Genomic DNA, 18,289 nt, shown 5'->3' with positions numbered 1-18,289 from the left:
CGTCTCGCTGTTCATTCGTAATCCTCTCCTTCAGCTGATATTCTTCGCGTTTGGGCACCCGCCCATACTTACCATTTACACGCCGGGGGAAGATTGAAACGCCATTGACTGTTTGAATTAATGGTATACAATTAAGTTGTTGAAAATACATTACAGGAGGAATCGACCATGAGCGTCTATGAATTCCGGGCCCATACGCTGCGCGGGCAGGAGGAGTCCCTGTCCCAATACGAAGGCAAGGTGCTGCTGATTGTCAACACGGCCAGCAAGTGCGGTCTGACCCCGCAATATAAGGGACTTCAGGAGATCTACGACAAATTCAAGGACCGCGGGCTGGAAGTGCTGGGGTTCCCGAGCAATCAATTCGCCGGACAGGAACCGGGCAGCAGCGGAGAGATCGAAGAATTCTGCCAGCTCAATTATGGCGTTACCTTCCCGATGTATGAGAAAATCAATGTGAACGGCAGCGGCGCCCATCCCCTGTTCCAGTATCTCTCCAAGGAAGCGCCGGGCGCGCTCGGCTCCAAGAGCATCAAGTGGAACTTCACGAAGTTCCTGGTGGACCGCCAGGGAAGAGTGCTTAAGCGCTATGCCCCGGCAACGACGCCCGACCAGATCGAGAACGACATCCTGAAGCTGCTGTAGCCAAGCTGCTGTAGCCGCGCCGCCGCTCTGCTCTAACCGATGATTCACTTTTTCCCGCCAAAAAAAACCGCCTTCATGATAGGAAGGCGGTTCATAGGGCAGTTAAGGGCGGCCCGCAGGCCGCCCTTCTTCAATTCTCCGGGAACAGCTCTGTAGAGAGATAACGCTCTCCGGTGTCCGGCAGCAGCGTAACGATGGTCTTGCCCCGGTTCTCGGGGCGGCGGGCTATCTGCAGGGCGGCGCAGACCGCAGCCCCGGACGAAATGCCCACCAGCAGTCCTTCCCGGCGCGCCAGTCCCTGCGCCATAGAGATCGCCTCCGCATTCTTGACCGTCAGGATCTCATCGACCACTTCCGGATGGAAGTTCCCGGGCACGAAGCCTGCTCCGATGCCCTGAATCGCGTGGGCTCCCCGGTTCCCGCCGGAGAGGACCGGCGAGCTTGCCGGTTCCACCGCCACGATGCGCACGTCCGGCTTGCGGGCCTTCAGCGCCTCGCCGACGCCGGAGATCGTGCCTCCGGTGCCTACGCCCGCCACGAAGATATCCACCTGGCCATCCGTGTCGCGCCAGATTTCTTCGGCTGTGGTCGCCTTGTGGATCGCCGGATTCGCCGGGTTCTCGAACTGCTGGGGAATGAACGAGTTGCCGATCCGGGCCGCCAGCTCCTCCGCCTTGCGGATGGCGCCGGCCATCCCCTCGGACGCTTGGGTCAGCACCAGCTCCGCGCCCAGCGCCTTCAGCAGCTTCCGCCGCTCGATGCTGAACGACTCCGGCAGAATGATAACCAGCTTGTACCCGAGCGCCGCCGCCGCAAAAGCAAGACCAATGCCGGTATTGCCGCTGGTGGGCTCGATAATGGTCGTCTCCTTGTTGATCAGTCCGCGTTCTTCGGCATCCTTCAGCATGGCATAGCCGATGCGGTCCTTGACGCTTCCCGCCGGATTGAAATACTCCAGCTTCGCAAGAATGCGCGCTTGGGCGCCTTCCTCGCTACCGAGGCGCGACAGCTCCAGCAGCGGGGTATTCCCGATTAATTCGGTAAGATTCTTCGCAATTCTGGCCATTTCCGTGTCCTCCGTTTCTCAAATAGAACGTATTTAAGCAAAAAGGCCCCGGTTCTCCGGAGCCTTCCCCTGATCTTATAATGCGGTAGAGAGGACTCGAACCTCCACGAGCTTACGCCCACTACCCCCTCAAGATAGCGTGTCTGCCATTCCACCACTACCGCGTATAAACAATAATTCTTCAAGACCAGCGATAATGATTATACCGCGATCAGAAGCAAAAGTAAAGTGCCTTCTTAATGATTCTCTTCCTTGTCTTCCTGCCGGCTCTTCCGGTAAGCGGCAAAAGCCAGATATTCGCGGATGAACGCTTCCTCTTCCGCCTCCAATTGGCAATTCGATTGCCGCATAGAGTCCAAAAAATAATCGACGCCGCCTTCGCGGACGGTCGATGAAGGCATTTTACCCAGAATGAGCCAGTCGAGACTGACTCCGAAGAAAGCGCCGATCTCGATCAGCTTATGGGTTCCCGGCGTTGTCTTCCCGCGCTTCCAGTCTCCCAGATTCCCTGTGCTGATTCCCAGCTTCTCGCAGAACGCCTTCTTGGTCATGCCGTTGCGGTCGATCAATAATTCGATTCGATCATAAATGGATTGCATCGCATTATCCGCCTTCCATAGATTCAGAATAAAGAAGATTCAAAAAAGACACTTATTTACGTAATTATGTATTGAAATAACACTTAAAAAAGTATATACTTACAAATATTATATATTGACCTATATTATATCATACCTAACGGATCGACGATAAGAGGTGAGTCCCTTGAACAGCAAACAGCCCATCACTCCCTACGGCTGGGCAATCAAGCAGCGGCTGGCGGAAATGATGCTGGACCAGAAGGAATTCTGCGCCCGCTACGGCATTCCTCCCTACCGGTTGTCCAACCTTATTCACGGCACCAGGCGCGCGCAGCGCTACCGCGATCAATTGGAGGAATTGCTTAATCTGCCCGCCGATGAATAACGGAACTGCCGATCAAGGAGGAACTGCATTGCCCATACCTACGCCGGCCGTATTCTCGGCCATTCACGATCACTACCCGCATGCGGCCGTCGCGCTGGCCCCGGACGGCTGCATACTCGATGTCAACGCCCGCTGGATCGCCTACGGGCTTCATTCCGGGCTCTCCGGGCGGTTCGACTGGCATGGGGCGAACTACTTCGAGATGATGGAGGAACTCGTTCTCGGAACCGGGGCCACCGCTTCGCTTCGCCGCCAGCTGGACAGCCTCTTCGCCGGTGAACGGCTGGTCTACAGCGGAACCTATTCCAAGCCTTCCGCCCTTCCCGGCCGCAGATGGTTCCTCGTTGAAGCCTTCCCGCCGTTCGGTTCCCATTCGCTGCCCTATCCCTATCTGTACCTCTCTCACCGCGATCTCCGCATCGCGGTCCGCAGCGCCCCGCATCGGGACGCCGGATTCAAGCCGGCCATCAGCCGCCGGTATCTTCCGATCTGCGCCGCCTGCAAGTCCGTTCCCGATTCGTCCGGGAACTGGACCCCGATCGAGCAATTCTTGAAAGAGCGGCTTCAGGTGGAGCTGACCCACGATATTTGCCCCTCCTGCATCGCCGAGCTCTATCCCCAATACGCCGGCGGACTCAATCTGGCGGGAAGCGGACATTAGGCCCGGGAACAGCAAAAAACCCTTGAATCATCAAGGGTTCCGGCTTGTTGCTTATTATGCGGTAGAGAGGACTCGAACCTCCACGAGCTTACGCCCACTACCCCCTCAAGATAGCGTGTCTGCCATTCCACCACTACCGCATAGATGACCCGTAGGGGATTCGAACCCCTGTTACCTCCGTGAAAGGGAGGTGTCTTAACCCCTTGACCAACGGGCCTCATTTCCTGTCACAACAAAAATGAGTATACCAGAGAATCCAGAGGTTTGACAAGCCTGAATTTCAAAAAAAGACGGACGGCGTTTCCGCCGCCCGTCCCGGTCCTTCTGCTCGGCCCCGGCGCCCTTCTCCACGGTCGGGTTACGGATTGACCTTGGTCTCAAAGGTCTGCTTGCCGTCGACAAATTTCAGAACGACGGCGGCTTTTACCGGGTCATGCGATTCGTTCAGCGTGATTTTTCCGGTCGCCAGCTGAAGATCCTTGGTGGCGGCCAGCGCCTCCTTGATCTTCTCCGGCGTGGCTTCGCCTGCCCGGCTAATAGCGTCCGCCACCAGCTTCACGGCATCATAGCCGAGCGCCGCCATGCCGTCGGGTACGGAGCCGCCGTTGGCCGCTTTGTAGGCCTCCACGAAATCGGTCACTTCCTTGGCCGTATCTTCCGGCGAGTAGTGGTTGGACATGTACGTATTATTGAGCGCGTCCTTGCCCGCGATCTCGGCCAGCTGCGGCGAATCCCAGCCGTCGCCGCCCAGGAACGGAACCGTCAGGCCGACTTCGCGGGCCTGCTTCAGGATTTTGCCGACTTCTTCATAATATCCCGGCACATAGACGACATCGGGCTTCGCTTCCTTGATCCGGGTCAGCACCGCCTTGAAATCGGAGTCCTTCTGCTGATAGGATTCCTGGCTGACGATTTTGCCGCCGCTCTTGGTAAAGGTCTCTTCAAAAAACTTCTGCAGCCCCTTGGAGTAGTCGCTGGAAGCGTCCGTATAGATGACCGCCGTCTTCGCCTTCAGATTGTTCGCAGCGAAGTTCGCCATCACCTGGCCCTGGAACGGATCGATGAAGGCTGCCCGGAATACCCAGTCGTTGATCTTCTTGGACCGTTCATCCACCGTTACCTTCGGATTGGTGGCGCCTACGGCGACAAGCGGAATCTTCTTCTCGGTCACAACCGGCACAATGCCCAGCGTATTGGTCGAGGTGGTCGCTCCGATGATGGCCACGACCTTGTCGCTGGAGATCAGCTTCTGGGCGACCTGGGTCGCTTCTTCCGATTTCGAAGCATTGTCCGATACGATAAGCTCCAGCTTCTTGCCGAGCACGCCGCCCGCATCGTTCAGCTGCTGAACGGCGAGCTTTGCTCCCTTGGAAGCGGAATCGCCGAAGGAAGCCTGACCGCCGGTAAGCTCGAGGTCGGCTCCAATCCGGATGGTGTCTCCGCCGGAACTGCCGGCTGCGGCGCTGCCGTCGCTGTTCTCCTTATTGTTGTTCCCGCACCCTGCCGCCAGCACGGCGGTCAGTACGGCAGACAATACGATAGCCCCGATTCTTCTCTTCATTCTCCCAGCCTCCCATTAAGTTCATTTATATAGGTGTGTTCCCTTGATGCCGCAGTCGTTGCAGGGATGGATGTCTGTCCCCCCGCGTCAGTGCCCCAGATAAGCCGTCCGGATCTCGTCAGAATCCGCAAGCTCCTGCGCGTCGCCTTCCAGCACCACGCGGCCCGTCTCCAGCACATAGGCGCGATGGGCGATCTTAAGCGCCTGGTGAGCGTTCTGCTCTACCAGCAGAACCGTCGTTCCGGCCTGATTGACCTCCCGGATGATGGCAAAGATATCCTGAACGAGCAGCGGAGCCAGCCCCATCGACGGTTCATCCAGCAGCAGCAGCTTGGGGCGGCCCATCAGCGCCCGGCCGATCGCCAGCATCTGCTGTTCCCCTCCGGACAAGGTGCCGGCCTGCTGCTTCCGGCGTTCCCGGAGGCGCGGAAAGGTATCGTATATTTTGTGAAAATCCTCCGCCAGACTGCCGGCGCTCTGGAGATACGCGCCCAGTTCCAGATTCTCTTCCACCGACATATTGGCAAAGACGCGCCGGCCTTCCGGGCAGTGAATCAGCCCTTCCTTGACGATGGCCTGAACGCTCTGGCTGACGATGGAACGGCCTATGAATTCAATGCTGCCGCCCCGCGGCTTCAGCAGGCCGGAGAGCGTCTTGAGCAGCGTGGATTTGCCGGCGCCGTTGGCTCCGATAAGCGTTACAATCTCACCCTCGCTGACGCGGATGCTCAGTTCCTTCAGCGCATGGATGGCGCCGTAATAGACATTGATGCCCTGTACCGTCAACATCCGGCTACGCCTCCTGTCCGAGATAAGCTTCAATCACCTTCGGGTTGCTGCGGATTTCAGCCGGCGCTCCATCCGCGATCAGCATGCCGCGGTCCAGCACATAAATGCGGTCGCAGACCCCCATAACCAGCGACATGTCATGCTCGATCAGCAGAATGGAGAGGCTGAATTCCCGGCGAATCCAGGCAATCAAATTCATCAGATCGCGGGTCTCGTTCGGATTCATCCCCGCCGCCGGTTCGTCCAGCAGCAGCAGCTTCGGTCCGGCCGCAAGGGCCCGGGCGATCTCCAGCCTCCTCTGATTGCCGTAACTGAGGTTGCCCGCCCGTTCATCCGCCTGATCGGCAAGGCTGAAGATCCGAAGCATCTCCATAGCCTTGCCCGTGATCTCCTCTTCGCCCCTGAAATGCTTCGGCAGCCGCAGCATCGAGCTGATCATGGAATGCTTCGCGTGCTGATGAAAGGCAATCTTCACATTCTCCAGCACGGTCATGGCCGTGAACAGCCGGATGTTCTGGAACGTCCGCGCCGCTCCCCGGCGGTTGATCCGGTAAGGCTTCATCCCTCCGACCGAATGGCCGTTCAGGAGAATCCGGCCCGTCGAAGGCGGGTACACGCCGGTCAATAAGTTGAACAGCGTCGTTTTGCCGGCGCCGTTGGGGCCGATGAGTCCGATCAGCTCGCCCTTTCTAATATGAAGAGAGACTTCGCTGAGCGCCTTGAGTCCGCCGAACGACCGGCTCGCCCCGTTCACTTCAAGAAGCAGGGGTGTCGCTGATTCCGCCACTTAACTCGCCTCCCTTCTTGCCGCTCCGCTTCCGAAGAAGCGGCGAGCTTCCCAGCAGGCCGCCCGGGCGGAAGATCATCATCAGAATAAGAACGGCAGAGTAGATAATCATGCGCCACTCCGGGAAGTCCCGGAGATAGGTATACAGCAGGGTCACGAATACCGCCCCTACAATGGAACCCCCCGTACTGCCCAGACCGCCGAGCACCACCATGACCAGAATCTCGAAGGACTTCAGGAAATTGAAGCTGCCGGGCGTAATAACATAGAAGGTATGCGCCGAGAGCCCGCCGGCCATGCCCGCGAACAGAGCTCCGACAGTGAAGGCAATTACTTTGTACTGCGTCGTGTTGATCCCCATGGCTTCGGCGGCAATCTCATTCTCCCGGATGGAAATGCAGGCGCGTCCGTGGGTGGAGCGAATGAAATTATGGATCAGTACGACGGTAATCAGCGTGAAGAAGAAGATTATGGTCCAGGTCGTCTTGGCCGGTATGCCGCTGAGCCCCGAAGCCCCGCCGACATATTCGGTATTGAGCATGACAATACGGATGATCTCGCCGAATCCCAGGGTGGCGATCGCCAGGTAGTCTCCGCTCAGCCGCAGAGTCGGAATCCCGATGAGAATCCCGCATACGGCGGCGAGCACGCCCCCGGCCACAATCGCCAGCAGAAACGGAACGTTGTGGTCCAGCGTCAGAATCGCCGACGTGTACGCTCCGACCGACATGAACCCGGCATGCCCGATGGAGAACTGGCCCGTTATCCCGTTGATCAAATTCAGGGACACGGCCAGCATAATATTGATGCCGATCAGCAGCAGCATGGACCGGGTAACATCATTAAATATTCCGGTTGTTAGAAGAATTTCAATCAATCCATACAGCGCCAGCGACAGGGCGATGCCCGCCCAGAACTTCCAATTCAGCTTCTTCATACCATCCACCTACACTTTCTCGCGGACGTTCTTGCCGAACAATCCCGAGGGCTTGAAGATCAGGATCAGAATCAGAACGGCAAAGGCAACGCCGTCGCGCCAAGAGGAATAGCCGAGCGAGGAAATCTCCGTCTCTACCGCTCCCAGCAGCAGCCCGCCCACAAGGGCGCCCGGAATACTGCCGATACCTCCGAGAACCGCAGCGACAAAAGCTTTAAGCCCCGGCGTCACTCCCATAAGCGGGTCCACGGAATTGTAGGTCATGCCGAAGATGACGCCGGCGGCGGCGGCGAGCGCCGAACCGATGGCAAAGGTCGCCGAGATGGTCCGGTCGACGTGAATGCCCATCAGGCGGGCGGCTTCCATATCGAAGGAGACGGCGCGCATCGCTTTGCCGGTCTTGGTATAGCGGACGATGTACTGCAGCAGGAGCATCAGAATAATGGTAATGGCCAGAATCATGACCTGGTTGGATTCAACTTGAATGGAGGAGCCGAACAAGGTGTACTGTTTCTTGTCCAGGATGTCGGGAAAGCCTTGAGCCTGCGGGCCCAACAGAAGAACGCCGGTGTATTCCAGAAGGAAGGAGACCCCGATGGCCGTGATGAGCGCGGCGATTCGGGTAGACTTGCGCAGCGGCTTGTAAGCCAGTCGTTCGATGATCATGCCGAGCAGAGCGCTTGCCGTCATGGAGAAGATGAGAGAGACCGTTAGAACGATAACCGGCGGCCATCCGGCCGATGTCAGGTATTTCGCACTGAACAATCCAATGAATGAGCCTACCATGAAGACATCGCCATGCGCGAAATTGATCAGCTTAATAATGCCGTATACCATCGTGTAGCCCAAGGCGATCAGTGCGTAGATGCTGCCTACCGATACGCCGTTAATCAATTGCTGGATAAAATACTCCATCGTCATCCCCTCCCAGATTCCCCAGGAATCTCTGTTTGTAAGATGTTACCTATAGTAACATAGGTCCTCAGCAGCGTCACGATAATTTTGCTCTTTTTCAATTAATTATGAAAATTTGCGTAACATTAGTTAACATCATTAGGAATTCAAACATAAAAAAAACTCCCATACGGGAGCTTTCTGAACATGTCCATCTTCGAACTAACAGAACGGAGAGAGAGGGATTCGAACCCTCGCACCGCTTACGCAGTCTAACCCCTTAGCAGAGGGTCCCCTTATAGCCACTTGGGTATCTCTCCAAGAAAAGTGGCTCCCCGAACAGGACTCGAACCTGTGACAACTCGATTAACAGTCGAGTGCTCTACCAACTGAGCTATCAGGGAACATTATCAAGACAAGAAATAATTTATCATGATTTCGGTATCCAGTCAAGCTTGTGCGAAATCGCTTACCCGGGCAGGGCATCATTGCGGCGGCTCGATTGGCTCCAGCTGCAGCGGTCCCCGGCAGCGGCCGCAGCGGTAACGGCGCGGGTCGGTTTTACGCTTGCGCAAATAGGTCTGGCCGCACGAACGGCAGACCAGCCGGTACCGGTAAGGAAGCGGCTTGCGCCCGCCCTTTCCCGGAAGGCTTCGGCAGTAGCGGCTGCCGCCGACCTGCGCCAGCAGGCTTTTGAAATCCGCATCCCGGTGCATATAGCCCCGGCCCGCCAGATGAAGATGATAGTGGCACAGCTCGTGCTTGATAATCCTCTCGGTCTCTTCCGGGCCGTAGGCCTCCAGTTGATGCGGGTTAATCTCGATGTTGTGGCTTTGGACAAAATAGCGGCCGCCTGTCGCGGACAGACGTCGGTTGAAGGAAGCCTTATGCCGGAAGGAAACGCCGAAGCTCTCCAGCGACACCTTCTCGATCCACTGCTGCAATTCTTCGTTGCTCATTTACACGGTCCTTCTTCCACTCAGTCTCCGTCCTCCCCGGACGGTGTTAACTTCGCGCCCCGCCCGCCGGATTCCTGCCTTCTATCCCGACACAGCGCAGGGCGCCCCGTCCGGATCATTCCGGCACAAGGCGCCCTGCGCTGCTTTCTGTTCTTATGAACCGGTCAGGGTTAAGCCTGACGGCGGACCGGCTTGTGGTCACGAAGCAGCCAGATGTGGAAGAAGTACTCGAACACACCGGCCAGCACCGTAATCGACAGGATTTCGCCGATCGAGAGCGTCCAGTCCATCGCATCGGCGGCAATCCACAGAGCCGCAAAGACCAGAACGGCGTCCACCGCCGTAGCGATCGGATTGTTCGTCCGCGGCAGAACCAGCAGGTCTCCCACAATATAGGCTACTACGCCGATGACCAGGGCGGTCAGCAGAGCCTCCATAAATGTAGCATCGGACAGCAGAACGATCATCGCCGTCTGCAGAATGCCGTGCGCAATCAGTTTAACCAGAATCTTCTCCATTCCGCTCATTCCTTTCGTGTTAGCTTGGATGTCTATGGTTTAACCGGGTTCGGCCGCCTTTAAACGCTCTTGCACGGAATCAGGTAAATTCCACCGTTACCCGAAGGAAAGCGTTCGGAATCGGGTAGTAAGTAAGAACACCCAGCTTAGACTCTCATCCCAAAGGAGCATGGACCATGAAAATATCTTTTAACGTCGAGACGCTGTTCTCCGGTATGCCAATTGAAGAAGCCATGAGAACCCTGCACCGGAACGGCATCCGGACTCTGGAATTCTGGTCCTGGAAGGACAAGGACATTGCGCGGGTCAGACAGCTTCGGGATGAGCTCGATATGGATATTGCCTCCATTGTCGTTACGCCCGAGAGCCTTCTTGACCCTTCCCGCCGAGATGCGCTCCGGGATGCCGTCAAAGGAACGGCCGAAGCCGCCCGCGAGCTGGGATGCCGGCGAATGGTCCATACTGCAGGGCCCGCCGTTCCCGGCGTTCGGCCCGAGGATACGCGCAAGCGTCTGATCGAAGGCGTGGAGGCCTGCCTGCCGATTCTGGAAGAGTACGAGGTCATCACGGCGCTGGAACCGCTGAACAATCGTATTGACCGGGAACTGGCGGACGGCTGTCTGACCACTTCCGAGGAGGCTTTTGCCATCGCAGAGGCGGTGCAGCATCCCTTGGTCAAGGTCTGTTACGATATGTATCATGTCCAGATCATGGAAGGCAACGTGCTGCAGCGGCTTCAGAACCGGATTTCCCTCGTCGGCCATATTCAGGGGGCGGGAGTACCCGGCCGGCATGAGCTTTATCTCGGCGAACTGAACTACGATTACATCTTCGACGCTATCAAGCAAATGGATTATAACGGATACGTCGGTGTGGAATACTTCCCTCTGCACGATCCGATTGAAGATCTCAAGCAGATTCATGCGAAGCATCATACCGGCTGAAAGCGGACTCCCATTTCGGCAAAAGGAGGCGTACCCCTTGCTTAACCGGGCTATTCTGTCGCATACCGCTCACCGCCCCTTCCCGCTGCCCGCGGGTCCCTGGGTCATGAAGCAGGTCTGGCGCCGTCTGCTCTTTGCCCATTGGCCGGTCGCCCGGGAAGAGCTTCCTCCCCTGCCGGACGGCGTCGAACTGGACCTCTGGGACGGCGTTCCCTGGATCAGTCTCTCCCCGTTCCGGGTCGATCCGCTGAGGTTCCGCTGCACTCCGCCGTTTCCCGGGACCGGCCGCTTCCTGGAAGTGAACCTGCGCACCTATGTGAAGGTCAACGGCGTGCCGGGCATCTGGTTCTTCACCCTGGAAGCGTCCCGCCGGCTTGCCGTCGCCGGCGCGCGCATCGGGGGACATCTGCCCTATCACCGCGCGCAGATGTCCGAGGAAGTGAAGGGAGAGACTGTTCAATATCAGAGTCTCCGCACCACAGGTCTTCCTTCAAGCCGCGGAAGCAGCGGAGGCGCATCGCAAGCCGCGGTATTAAAGACGGCGTATCGTCCGCTGTCCGGGCAAGTCTTCAACGCCCTGCCGGGCTCGCTGCTCCATTGGCTGAGCGAACGCTACCGCATGTATTCGGCCGACCGGCAGGGGCGGCTGTACACGGTGGATATTCATCACCTGCCATGGCCGCTTCGGGAAGTGGACGTGACGATACATACGGATACGCTGACCGAGGCCTACGGCCTGAACGTTCCAGCCGTTCCTGCGGCCGCTACCTATACAGAACGGCTGGATGTGCTGATGTGGCCGATCCGCCGCTGCTGAACCGGCGCCTTCCCGATTGCCTCTTGAATTGTCGGCTCGGCTTGGGCTACACTGTCAAGAGGAAAGGCAAGCACGGAGGGAGAATGAAGGGAATGTCCAAGTTTCGCTATGTCATTCTGCAGCTTGGGGAAGAGCTGCAATTTGTGGAAATGCCGGCCGATTACGCCTATCAGCTCAGCGCGCTGATTCTGCGGCTGAACAAGGAGATCGACAAGCTGACGGCCGACCGGGTGCCGGAGCTGCCCGCCGCCGTAGCGGAATGCGCCGAGCTGGAAGTGCTGCGGGAAGGAACTTCCCTATTGACCGGACTGGCCTATATCAACCGGCTGGAGGAAGTTTTTGCTTCGATTCAGGAGAAGGAATACCCCCTGATCTCGCTGCTCACGGAGATTCGGGCACTGCAGGCGCAGCTGGAGCAGTGGTACGAGGAAGAGGAAGAGCGTTCGCATTGATGCGGGCGCTTTTTTTTGTACCAAGAAGAAAGGAAAGGTCCGCCCGCGCCTCATCCGTCACCTCCCTGCGCTTTCGCCCATATGCTGGTAACATGATGCCACACTCGACAGGGGGAGATCGCCATGCCGCAATGGCTCTGCCAGCAACTGATGAAAGCTTATCTCCGCAAGGACCGCCGTCAGATCCGGCTGCTGAATGAATGCTGGTTCTTCTACCGCAATTCCTGACCGGAATCCACGCCAGGCAGCCTTCCTTCGTCTCCCGCTTCGGGAAGTGAAGGAAGGCTGCCTGATTCCGGTTCGCGCTGCGATCAGAACTTCGGGAAGACGTAGCGCACCAGGAAGTAAAGGAAACCAAAGAAGATAATGACGTAAGCCGCATACTTGATAAAGGTTGAAGCGACGAGGCTGCTGTCGGATTTCCGCTGAACCTCGCGATGCTCGACTTCCACACTGCGGTCGGTGTATTTCGGGTCCATTTCGATCTCTCCTTCGCACAGGTCGTTAGTTGAGGAGGGAGACAGGCTTCCTGCCTCGCTCCCGCTTACGCCTCATTACCCCGGCCTTTCGGTCCTTGAAACAGAGCGGTCCGGGTGCAGAGTCCCGGCTGTCTCAGCTTCCCAAGACCCGCCATACCCCCTGGAAGCCGGACTCCTCAGTCAAAGCTGCGCTGGCCCGGCCATGATCCTTGGAGCTTGCGCACCAGCACGATCTGGCCCGTATGGTAGCTGTCGTGCAGCACAAGGCTCATCAGGAGTTCCGTCCGCTTGTTCTCCGGCCCTCCGTCTTCGTCCAGAGCAGCGATGTATTCTCTCAGCTCGGCATGGACGTTCTTCAGACGCTCCACCGCCGCCTTCCAGGCTTCTTCTCCGCTCTCCGTCACCGTGAACGTAGCCGTGTTGCTCTCCAGATCGGGCAGCGGCGGAAGACCCTTAATATTTCGGAGCAGCCGTTCCTTATAGTAGGCGAGATGGTTCACCGTCTCCCAAATCGAATTGCCCGCCTCTCCCTTTGGCTTCCAGAGCGCCTGTTCCTCATTCACTCCTTGCAGTGCAGCGGCAAGGGGCGGTGCCCAATCCTCCTGATCCATCGCATAATCCCAATTCTGCAGCAGCACTTCTTTTAACGTAAATCCCATAATTCTTCCCTCCAGTGTTCATTCATTATTTGTTGTCAGCCACAACTATCCGGAATTGTGCCGATAATCGCAAGATGGTTCCGGATAGTGAATAAAGCCCTATCTTATATGTAACCATCTATATTCATTTTAATCGTTACATTATCATTTCGCAACAATGCTATCCCAGTTCGGTTGCTGTAAGCTCTCTTCTCCATGTAACTGGCATTCCTCCAGTTCCATTGTTACAATGAAGGGTGCAGAAAGGTGGAAGGATTATGCTGTGGGCGGATTTCATCAATAGCTACGCGCGGGATTGGCGCACCGGGGACGAGCGGAAGGCGGAGGATCGGCTGCTGAACCGCGAATGGGTGCGCCGCTGGCTGGCCGGGAACCATCTCCCCCCGCTTGAAGCTCCCGAAGAAGACGAGCTGGCCGAACTCCAGCGTCTGCGCTCCGCGCTCTTTGCTATTGTCCGGACGCTGGCGGCGGGAGGCTCCCTGTCGGAGGAACAGCTGGCGCTACTGAACCGGGAGATGGCGCTTGGCCCCGCACTGCGACGGATTGCCGCCGACCCGGAAGGCCGGCTGGAGCTTGTCTCCGAGCCGCTGCGGGACGATTGGGCCCAAGTCCGGGCCGAGATCGCCGCCTCTTTGGCCGAAGCGGTGACAACCGGGGACCCTTCCCGCTTCGGAGTCTGCGAGAACCCGGACTGCCAGTGGGTCTATTACGACGATACCCGCAACCGCTCCAAGCGGTACTGCGAGGACAAAACCTGCGGCAATCTCCTCAAGGTCCGCCGCTTTCGGGCGCGGAAGAAGGCGGAAGCAGCCTCCCCGCCGCCCGCAGGCAAGCCCCGCGAGGAGTGAAGCTGAACGGAACGGCCGGATAGGAAAAGGGCAGCGCGATGCGCTGCCCTTGGTTTGTGTTGGCTCGAAAATTTCTCGAATCAATCTGTTGTATGCGTGAACTGTTATATATGCGAACTGTTATATAGGCGAATTATCCTACCGCGAGATTTCAATTCACGCACTCCATACGGAGTGCGAGGATTCGGGAGCGGGAGCACAGGAAGCGGTACAAGATTTCAATCCACGCACTCCATACGGAGTGCGACGCTGCACACTTCGGCCATCTTTTTCCGGTCGACGGATTTCAATCCACGCACTCCATACGGAGTGCGACGTCACCGGGATGCCCGGGTTCCACGGGGCCGGGCCATTTCAATCCACGCACTCCATACGGAGTGCGACGCTGGAATACTCCAGAACCCTCTTCATTTCCATATTTCAATCCACGCACTCCATACGGAGTGCGACACGAGCTTGCCGTTTACCTCTTCGGACGTCGCCAATTTCAATCCACGCACTCCATACGGAGTGCGACGACGTGAAATTGGTGAGCTGCTGCATCATGAGCTATTTCAATCCACGCACTCCATACGGAGTGCGACCTGTCTCTTCGTGATGTTCCATCATTAAGCCCTCCCAATTTCAATCCACGCACTCCATACGGAGTGCGACATGCGTGGGTAGAGCGGATCAATACGGCGGTGGAATTTCAATCCACGCACTCCATACGGAGTGCGACGAAATTGACCGCAGAGGAGGCCGAGGCTGCCGAATTTCAATCCACGCACTCCATACGGAGTGCGACTCGCTAATCAGCCCCAGGATGATCTCCGTGGGCGTATTTCAATCCACGCACTCCATACGGAGTGCGACTCCGATGGGAGCCTTCAAGACCTTCATCGACTATTTCAATCCACGCACTCCATACGGAGTGCGACCCCTAAGCTGCTTACAACCCGATTGCCCCGGGCATTTCAATCCACGCACTCCATACGGAGTGCGACCCGGGTAGACATGTCCTCGACCTGATGCTCAACCGCATTTCAATCCACGCACTCCATACGGAGTGCGACGGATTTCGGCATCGACTTTACACGCATCACCGGTATTTCAATCCACGCACTCCATACGGAGTGCGACAAGCAGATTGAGGAAGCTGGTATGCCATTGGACCTTATTTCAATCCACGCACTCCATACGGAGTGCGACCAAAGTCGAGCGCCCGACCAAGCAGGCGCTCGAAATTTCAATCCACGCACTCCATACGGAGTGCGACGTGATTCCTTCGGTCGATTGATATGGATAACTAATTTCAATCCATGCACTCCATACAGAGTGCGACCGCGCATATGTACATGGGTCGCGTCTCCGCCCAATTTCAATCCACGCACTCCATACGGAGTGCGACGGTCACCAACCCAGCACCGATCACTGGCGGACGCATTTCAATCCACGCACTCCATACGGAGTGCGACAAAGGCGGCAGGACGTATACGTTTGCGAAACCCATATTTCAATCCACGCACTCCATACGGAGTGCGACGCATAGCCCCCGGTCTCTGTAACACGGGGGCACAATTTCAATCCACGCACTCCATACGGAGTGCGACTACAATGAGCAGGGGCTTGCTTATGTATCCACCCATTTCAATCCACGCACTCCATACGGAGTGCGACGGAGCAGTCAATAAACAGCGGCCTTTCTGATCATTTCAATCCACGCACTCCATACGGAGTGCGACATGACGTGTTTTACCAGTGGGCTTATGCCCACAAATTTCAATCCACGCACTCCATACGGAGTGCGACTAGATCATGGCTGATCCTCCTTTTTGGCATACATGATTTCAATCCACGCACTCCATACGGAGTGCGACGTCCTGGGTATCAATGGTAGCTGTAACCAGTACATTTCAATCCACGCACTCCATACGGAGTGCGACGTACCTGATCGACCAGGAATGCCCGAACAGCCGTGAATTTCAATCCACGCACTCCATACGGAGTGCGACGGTAGGTTGATAGGAGAGTAGTGGGTGACACCGATTTCAATCCACGCACTCCATACGGAGTGCGACTCAGCTTTGAAACCGGATTCTTCTTGGGTCCGAATATTTCAATCCACGCACTCCATACGGAGTGCGACCCCCCCTCCGTGGAATCAATGTCAACATTTGGGCATTTCAATCCACGCACTCCATACGGAGTGCGACGACGCCGGGCAAGATGTTCCCTTCGTTCCCGCCGATTTCAATCCACGCACTCCATACGGAGTGCGACTAGCCCAGCAGTTTCGCCAGAAACGAAAACATTCGATTTCAATCCACGCACTCCATACGGAGTGCGACGTTCGGCATGGACGTATTCAACCAAGCGCAAGCGGCATTTCAATCCACGCACTCCATACGGAGTGCGACCCGATCCACCGAGTCATCTTCACGGCCATGAAGATTTCAATCCACGCACTCCATACGGAGTGCGACCATCCGGCTGCCGCAGCCGGGGCAGCGCTACCGCGCGATTTCAATCCACGCACTCCATACGGAGTGCGACCCGCCTTTCCGCCCGGATCGGGCGAGGGTATAAAGGATTTCAATCCACGCACTCCATACGGAGTGCGACGCCGACGAGCGTAAGCTTACCGCCCTCCAGGACATTTCAATCCACGCACTCCATACGGAGTGCGACGAGGACTTCCGTTCGGGCAGCGCCGGCTTCCGCCTATTTCAATCCACGCACTCCATACGGAGTGCGACTCTTGGCGTCCAGCATGCTGACCTTCGCCCGGGTATTTCAATCCACGCACTCCATACGGAGTGCGACATGGCGTGAAGCCTACGGGCGGATCACTCACCTATTTCAATCCACGCACTCCATACGGAGTGCGACACTTAGGCGTCAGAATAGCGCATGTTCGCCCGACCATTTCAATCCACGCACTCCATACGGAGTGCGACGTCTCCGAATTCTTCAGGAGTGAGCCAATCATTTATTTCAATCCACGCACTCCATACGGAGTGCGACAATCCGACTCCGATCACTGGCGGCCGGGAAAAGATTTCAATCCACGCACTCCATACGGAGTGCGACTCCCATCGGCCCGGCTTTTTGGCGACCCCGTGGATTTCAATCCACGCACTCCATACGGAGTGCGACGACAGAGCTTTACAGCGGCCCATGCAACTATGACGAATTTCAATCCACGCACTCCATACGGAGTGCGACGGTCATCCGGCTGGTGGCCGAGGGCACGATGGACATTTCAATCCACGCACTCCATACGGAGTGCGACTGGCTCGGCATCTGGGGATGTTCAAGGATAAACTTATTTCAATCCACGCACTCCATACGGAGTGCGACAGTTCCCTGGGAGGATTATAAAAATGACTAAGCCATTTCAATCCACGCACTCCATACGGAGTGCGACACTGGGGACCGAGTCCCGCAGCGCCATGAGGTGTTGATTTCAATCCACGCACTCCATACGGAGTGCGACAGGAGGAGCCATTTACCTGTTCTTCAGGCTCCTAAAATTTCAATCCACGCACTCCATACGGAGTGCGACGGGGAGGACTGTAAGCGACTCATAAACCTCGTAGGATTTCAATCCACGCACTCCATACGGAGTGCGACAGCTTTTCCGGATCAATTTCCTCTGCTTGGCGCTATTTCAATCCACGCACTCCATACGGAGTGCGACACAACGACAAAGATCGGCCGCAGCAGGAGGCTTAATTTCAATCCACGCACTCCATACGGAGTGCGACCGTGGCGCGCCTGGATGCCTGTCCCCTCATAAGCTGATTTCAATCCACGCACTCCATACGGAGTGCGACAGCGAAAAACAGCCAAATTGATCAAATTTATAGAACGTTTAGCTTCCTTTTCGCTAGAAAGTATATCAGATAAGTATAATCATTGCCTTGACATTTCAAGAAACAGATCATATTCGACAATATTCTGCAATTTCTGAGGTGCGAAGGACCTGCGGAAAACATGGGAGCTTGGCATTCGCACCAAGCTATCTTTACAAGATCAAAGGCCCTTCCATATCATAACTGCTCTTGGCGCCAAAATGTTCTACCTTGGTTTTGTGCTTGTCCCCAAGGTTATAGAAGCGCAGACTATCTGTTTCTTCATTTATCAGTTCTTCCAATTCATATTTCAATCTACGAAATTCCGTAGCGTCCACGATACATTCAAACACGGAGTTCTGAACACGCTGTCCGTAACTGAGGCATTTCTTGGATACCTGAGACAGGCGTCTACGCCCCTCAGAACTCTTCGTGCTCACATCGTAAGTGATTAAGACAAGCACGCCGTTC

The 18,289-nt window shown here is 56.5% G+C and carries 20 protein-coding genes, 5 tRNA genes and 1 CRISPR repeat array; of the genes, 8 read left to right on the top strand and 17 right to left on the bottom strand.

Annotated features, from left to right (window positions below; translation table 11 throughout):
- Positions 1-168 precede the first annotated feature (168 nt).
- Positions 169-645 (top strand): glutathione peroxidase, encoded by a 477-nt coding sequence (locus F4V43_RS09840; protein WP_150458064.1) that lies wholly within the window; start codon positions 169-171, stop codon positions 643-645.
- Between the two features lie 130 nt (positions 646-775).
- Here F4V43_RS09840 and cysK read toward each other — a convergent pair whose 3' ends face one another.
- From cysK to F4V43_RS09825, 3 genes are all read right to left on the bottom strand, one after another.
- Positions 776-1,711, bottom strand: coding sequence for a cysteine synthase A (gene cysK, locus F4V43_RS09835; RefSeq protein WP_150458063.1), 936 nt, complete (start codon positions 1,709-1,711; stop codon positions 776-778).
- Between the two features lie 81 nt (positions 1,712-1,792).
- A tRNA-Leu gene (locus F4V43_RS09830) sits at positions 1,793-1,875 on the bottom strand.
- A 72-nt stretch (positions 1,876-1,947) separates the two neighbouring features.
- Entirely contained in the window at positions 1,948-2,310 is a 363-nt protein-coding gene (locus F4V43_RS09825) for a helix-turn-helix domain-containing protein (RefSeq protein ID WP_150458062.1), read from the bottom strand.
- Between the two features lie 166 nt (positions 2,311-2,476).
- Here F4V43_RS09825 and F4V43_RS09820 point away from each other — a divergent pair, with 166 nt between their 5' ends.
- Together F4V43_RS09820 and F4V43_RS09815 are read left to right on the top strand one after the other, a co-directional pair.
- Positions 2,477-2,677: an XRE family transcriptional regulator gene (locus F4V43_RS09820; RefSeq protein ID WP_150458061.1), complete on the top strand. Its 201-nt coding sequence runs from the start codon at positions 2,477-2,479 to the stop codon at positions 2,675-2,677.
- Positions 2,678-2,705: 28 nt separating this feature from the next.
- Positions 2,706-3,338: a hypothetical protein gene (locus F4V43_RS09815; protein WP_150458060.1), complete on the top strand. Its 633-nt coding sequence runs from the start codon at positions 2,706-2,708 to the stop codon at positions 3,336-3,338.
- Between the two features lie 57 nt (positions 3,339-3,395).
- On the opposite strand, the gene F4V43_RS09810 is transcribed toward F4V43_RS09815, so the two are convergent.
- The 11 genes from F4V43_RS09810 to F4V43_RS09760 all read right to left on the bottom strand — a co-directional run bounded on the left by F4V43_RS09810 (position 3,396) and on the right by F4V43_RS09760 (position 9,783).
- Positions 3,396-3,478: transfer RNA gene (locus F4V43_RS09810), tRNA-Leu, on the bottom strand.
- A 5-nt stretch (positions 3,479-3,483) separates the two neighbouring features.
- Positions 3,484-3,555 (bottom strand) — tRNA-Glu (locus F4V43_RS09805).
- Between the two features lie 141 nt (positions 3,556-3,696).
- A complete protein-coding gene (locus F4V43_RS09800; protein WP_150458059.1) occupies positions 3,697-4,899 on the bottom strand; it encodes an ABC transporter substrate-binding protein in 1,203 nt (400 codons plus the stop codon).
- A gap of 87 nt (positions 4,900-4,986) precedes the next feature.
- Entirely contained in the window at positions 4,987-5,688 is a 702-nt protein-coding gene (locus F4V43_RS09795) for an ABC transporter ATP-binding protein (RefSeq protein WP_150458058.1), read from the bottom strand.
- Positions 5,689-5,692: 4 nt separating this feature from the next.
- Positions 5,693-6,475, bottom strand: coding sequence for an ABC transporter ATP-binding protein (locus F4V43_RS09790; protein ID WP_223879840.1), 783 nt, complete (start codon positions 6,473-6,475; stop codon positions 5,693-5,695).
- Positions 6,444-7,412, bottom strand: coding sequence for a branched-chain amino acid ABC transporter permease (locus F4V43_RS09785; RefSeq protein ID WP_150458057.1), 969 nt, complete (start codon positions 7,410-7,412; stop codon positions 6,444-6,446). Before F4V43_RS09785 ends, F4V43_RS09790 begins: the two co-directional genes overlap by 32 nt.
- Positions 7,413-7,421: 9 nt before the next feature.
- Positions 7,422-8,327, bottom strand: coding sequence for a branched-chain amino acid ABC transporter permease (locus F4V43_RS09780; protein WP_150458056.1), 906 nt, complete (start codon positions 8,325-8,327; stop codon positions 7,422-7,424).
- Positions 8,328-8,537: 210 nt separating this feature from the next.
- Positions 8,538-8,626, bottom strand: a tRNA-Ser gene (locus tag F4V43_RS09775).
- An 8-nt stretch (positions 8,627-8,634) separates the two neighbouring features.
- Positions 8,635-8,710, bottom strand: a tRNA-Asn gene (locus F4V43_RS09770).
- A gap of 81 nt (positions 8,711-8,791) precedes the next feature.
- On the bottom strand, positions 8,792-9,265 hold the full coding sequence (locus F4V43_RS09765) for a SprT family protein (RefSeq protein WP_150458055.1): 474 nt from the start codon (positions 9,263-9,265) through the stop codon (positions 8,792-8,794).
- Between the two features lie 170 nt (positions 9,266-9,435).
- Complete coding sequence (locus F4V43_RS09760; protein WP_150458054.1) at positions 9,436-9,783, bottom strand: DUF2512 family protein; 348 nt, start codon at positions 9,781-9,783, stop codon at positions 9,436-9,438.
- 176 nt (positions 9,784-9,959) lie between these two features.
- On the opposite strand from F4V43_RS09760, the gene F4V43_RS09755 reads away from it, so the two are divergent.
- The 4 genes from F4V43_RS09755 to cmpA all read left to right on the top strand — a co-directional run bounded on the left by F4V43_RS09755 (position 9,960) and on the right by cmpA (position 12,224).
- Entirely contained in the window at positions 9,960-10,727 is a 768-nt protein-coding gene (locus F4V43_RS09755) for a TIM barrel protein (RefSeq protein ID WP_150458053.1), read from the top strand.
- Positions 10,728-10,764: 37 nt separating this feature from the next.
- The gene (locus F4V43_RS09750) at positions 10,765-11,544 is read left to right on the top strand and encodes a YqjF family protein (RefSeq protein ID WP_191089545.1); all 780 of its coding nucleotides are present in this window, start codon (positions 10,765-10,767) and stop codon (positions 11,542-11,544) included.
- 92 nt (positions 11,545-11,636) lie between these two features.
- Entirely contained in the window at positions 11,637-11,996 is a 360-nt protein-coding gene (locus F4V43_RS09745; RefSeq protein WP_150458051.1) for a hydrolase/acyltransferase, read from the top strand.
- A 123-nt stretch (positions 11,997-12,119) separates the two neighbouring features.
- Positions 12,120-12,224, top strand: a complete 105-nt coding sequence (cmpA, locus tag F4V43_RS09740; RefSeq protein WP_150458050.1) for a cortex morphogenetic protein CmpA — start codon at positions 12,120-12,122, stop codon at positions 12,222-12,224.
- A gap of 83 nt (positions 12,225-12,307) precedes the next feature.
- Here cmpA and F4V43_RS19705 read toward each other — a convergent pair whose 3' ends face one another.
- Positions 12,308-12,475: a hypothetical protein gene (locus F4V43_RS19705; protein WP_191089544.1), complete on the bottom strand. Its 168-nt coding sequence runs from the start codon at positions 12,473-12,475 to the stop codon at positions 12,308-12,310.
- A gap of 176 nt (positions 12,476-12,651) precedes the next feature.
- A complete protein-coding gene (locus F4V43_RS09735) occupies positions 12,652-13,134 on the bottom strand; it encodes a DinB family protein (RefSeq protein ID WP_150458049.1) in 483 nt (160 codons plus the stop codon).
- 257 nt (positions 13,135-13,391) lie between these two features.
- Between F4V43_RS09735 and F4V43_RS09730 the strand changes: the two genes are divergently transcribed.
- Positions 13,392-13,982 carry a CGNR zinc finger domain-containing protein gene (locus F4V43_RS09730; RefSeq protein ID WP_150458048.1) on the top strand — a complete coding sequence of 197 codons (591 nt, stop codon included), beginning with the start codon at positions 13,392-13,394 and terminating at the stop codon, positions 13,980-13,982.
- Positions 13,983-14,130: 148 nt separating this feature from the next.
- A CRISPR array of direct repeats spans positions 14,131-17,800; the repeat unit is 33 nt; unit sequence ATTTCAATCCACGCACTCCATACGGAGTGCGAC.
- A gap of 191 nt (positions 17,801-17,991) precedes the next feature.
- Here the strand turns inward: F4V43_RS09730 and cas2 are convergent.
- Entirely contained in the window at positions 17,992-18,282 is a 291-nt protein-coding gene (gene cas2 / locus F4V43_RS09725) for a CRISPR-associated endonuclease Cas2 (protein WP_150458047.1), read from the bottom strand.
- Positions 18,283-18,289: the final 7 nt, after the last annotated feature.

Source organism: Paenibacillus spiritus, assembly GCF_008710135.1.
Taxonomy (GTDB): domain Bacteria; phylum Bacillota; class Bacilli; order Paenibacillales; family Paenibacillaceae; genus Paenibacillus_AQ; species Paenibacillus_AQ glufosinatiresistens.
The sequence above is the reverse complement of the archived record's forward strand: the minus strand, read 5'-3'. Positions and strand labels throughout refer to the sequence as shown.